Annotated in this window: 1 protein-coding gene and 1 pseudogene; both read right to left on the bottom strand. The window is 65.8% G+C overall.

All coding sequences use genetic code 11. The features are described from left to right. Positions 1-536: pseudogene (locus V7116_RS25380) on the bottom strand (hypothetical protein); the annotation flags it as partial. Beyond that, positions 533-2,576, bottom strand: a 2,044-nt coding sequence (locus tag V7116_RS25385; protein WP_324394801.1) for a glycosyl hydrolase family 95 catalytic domain-containing protein, incomplete at its 5' end; no start/stop codon positions are given. The pseudogene V7116_RS25380 and the gene V7116_RS25385, both read right to left, overlap by 4 nt.

The following is a 2,576-nucleotide window of genomic DNA, read 5'->3' on the forward strand; positions in this document are numbered from 1 at the left end:
GCGGAAAAGACGGCCATGTCCTTGAGCTTTTCCAGCGCGCCCAACAGCAGCACGATGCTGAACGAACTCATCACATTCAGCAACCCCAGCACGACGATCACGCCGACCGATGCGCCCGCCAGATCCGCCGCGTACACCGCGCCGCTCACGCCCGAAAAACGCTCGAACACCAGCGACGAAAACAGCCCGCTCAGTACGAACGGGACCAGCGCTGCCAACGCGCGCGGCACGATCGATCCGGCAGAGGGCAGCCACGCCATGACGATCGCCGCCGCCGGGAACGCGATCCCCAGCGCGACCAGCACCCCGGCCAGCGTCTGCGCGCGCTGCCGCGTGACGAAGTAACCCGCCGCCGCGCCGAGGCTCAGCCCCAGCACGGCCAGCGACACCGCCAGGAACGCGAAGTGATACTGGAAGAACAGCGAAAACACGCGCGTCAGCGTGATCTCGAACGCCAATCCCGCGCCCGACACCAACGCCATCGCCAGCAGAATCAGCCCCCGCTGTCCGGGTTCCAGATCACGTTTCACGTTCATAAGGTCCACTCAAGCTCCGTCGTCTCGCCGGGAGCCAGGATCACCTGCCGCTCGTCGGCGCCGCAGCGCACGGTCCGCGTCAGCGCCACGCCCGCCTGATTCGCCAGCACACACGTCACGACGCCGTTTTCCAGCCGCGCCGAGACGCGCACGCCCTCCACCAGCAGATTCTCAAACGCGGCGCGATCCCAGTCGGACGGAATCGCCGGGAACAGCCGGATCAATCCGTCCGGCGAGGCCTGCAGCAGCATCTGGTGGATGGCGGTCATCACGGCGGCTTCCGCCGTGCCGAAGTACTGCATGTTCCACTCGCCGTTTTCCATCACTTCGGTCATGCCGCCGAAGGTGCAGATCGTAGGCCGCGCGCCCTGCACAACCTGCCAGACCGTGTCGCCGTCGCCCTGCCGCGCCAGGATCGCGCCCAGCACGCCCGCCGCCCACGGAAACGCATTTTTACCCGTGCCGTGCCCGATCCTGTGATCGGGGTACTTGGCGAGGTATGCCCGCGACGTATCCAGCGCGCGCGGATCGCGGGCCGCGATCACGCCCATCGGGTAGATCGGGGCCATCGAACTCATGTTGAGCATGTCGTTTCCCACGGACGCCTGGAAATATCTACCATTGTACAGGCTGTCCATCGTCGCCATCAGCCCGTCCGCGATCGCGGCGCAGCGCCGCGTGAAGTCCGTTTCCTGCCCCAGCACGCGCGCCGCGTTCGCGCAGTGCCTCAGAATCGCAATCGTGCCGGACAGATTCGTGCCGTCGTTCCGCACCTTAATCGGGCTTTCGTGCACGCCCACCTGATAGCCGATCTCCGGCCCGTTTTCGCCGTTTTCCACGATACAGTTCATGTAGAACTGGGCCAGCCCTTCGAGGATCGGGTAAAACTCGCGCAGCGCCGCCTCGTCGTGCGTGAAGGCGTAATAGCCCCAGAGCTGGTTGGCGTACGAGCCGTTGTTGTGGATCTGGAACTTCATATGCAGCAGTGTGCCGTACGCCTTGCGCCCGTCGTGCGTGATCTCCCAGTCCCACTTCAGCCCGTCGCAGCCGAACTCCTCGCGGGCGTGCCGCCGCGCGTGCTCGATCGTGCGCTCGAAGAAGCGGCAGCCTTCCAGCGCTTCGTGCAGGTGATTCGATTCCAGCAGCGCGCGGTGCAGAAAGTACGAGTCCCAGAAGACGTGCGACGACCACGTGCGCCGCAGGTTGTTCACCGGCAGCCCGCCCGAAACGGGATTCTGCATCGCCTTCAGGTGATACGTCGCCGCCTCGTAGAAATATTGGAACTGCTCGTCAGGAATCTCCACCCGCGACACGTCGAAATAGCGCCGCCAGAAGTCGCAGTGCTCCGCGTACAGCGTCTCGTAGCCGCGCGCGATCTGCGCCTCGACCGGCGCGACGGTCAGCGGACCCTGGCGGTTGTCGGTGATGGCGAAATACTTGGTGATCGTCTGCGCGCGCACCGTCACCCAGCGATCCGTCCCGTCCGCGCCCATGCCGGACACCGGCGCATCCACGCGCAGCAGCATCAGCCCCTGCGTCTCGCCCAGATCGTACCGCCCCGTCAGCGGCCCCGCGTCCATATCGACGCTCACGAACGGATCGGTGTCCCAGCCGTCGTCGAACCACACGCCCGGCCCCATCCACGCGCGGAAGGTCACCGGCTGGTCGAACGTATACCGCTCCACCAGCAGCGACTGCTGCGCGTGCAGCCACGTCACCGCCTCGCCTTTCACCGCGCCGTAATCCAGCGCCGTGTACAGCGTACCTTCCTGCGGCACGAAACGCTGTTCGCTGTTCTGCAGCTCCAACGGCTGGCCGTCTTGCAAGACGTGATACCACGTGCGGCCCAGCGGCGCGACGTCGTACCAGCCCGATCCCTCCGCGTGCTCCAGCGGCTTGCCCTCCGGCCAGCGTCCCGCGGTCATGACGAGCCGGTCTTCGGGATAATACCGGTCCGACTTGTACCACTCGCCGCGATCGACGACGAACTTATCGGCAGTCATCGATCCCGTCGGGCCGATGAGAACGGCGTCCAGCCCG

This window comes from Aggregatilinea sp. (genome assembly GCF_036822615.1).
GTDB lineage: Bacteria > Chloroflexota > Anaerolineae > Aggregatilineales > Aggregatilineaceae > Aggregatilinea.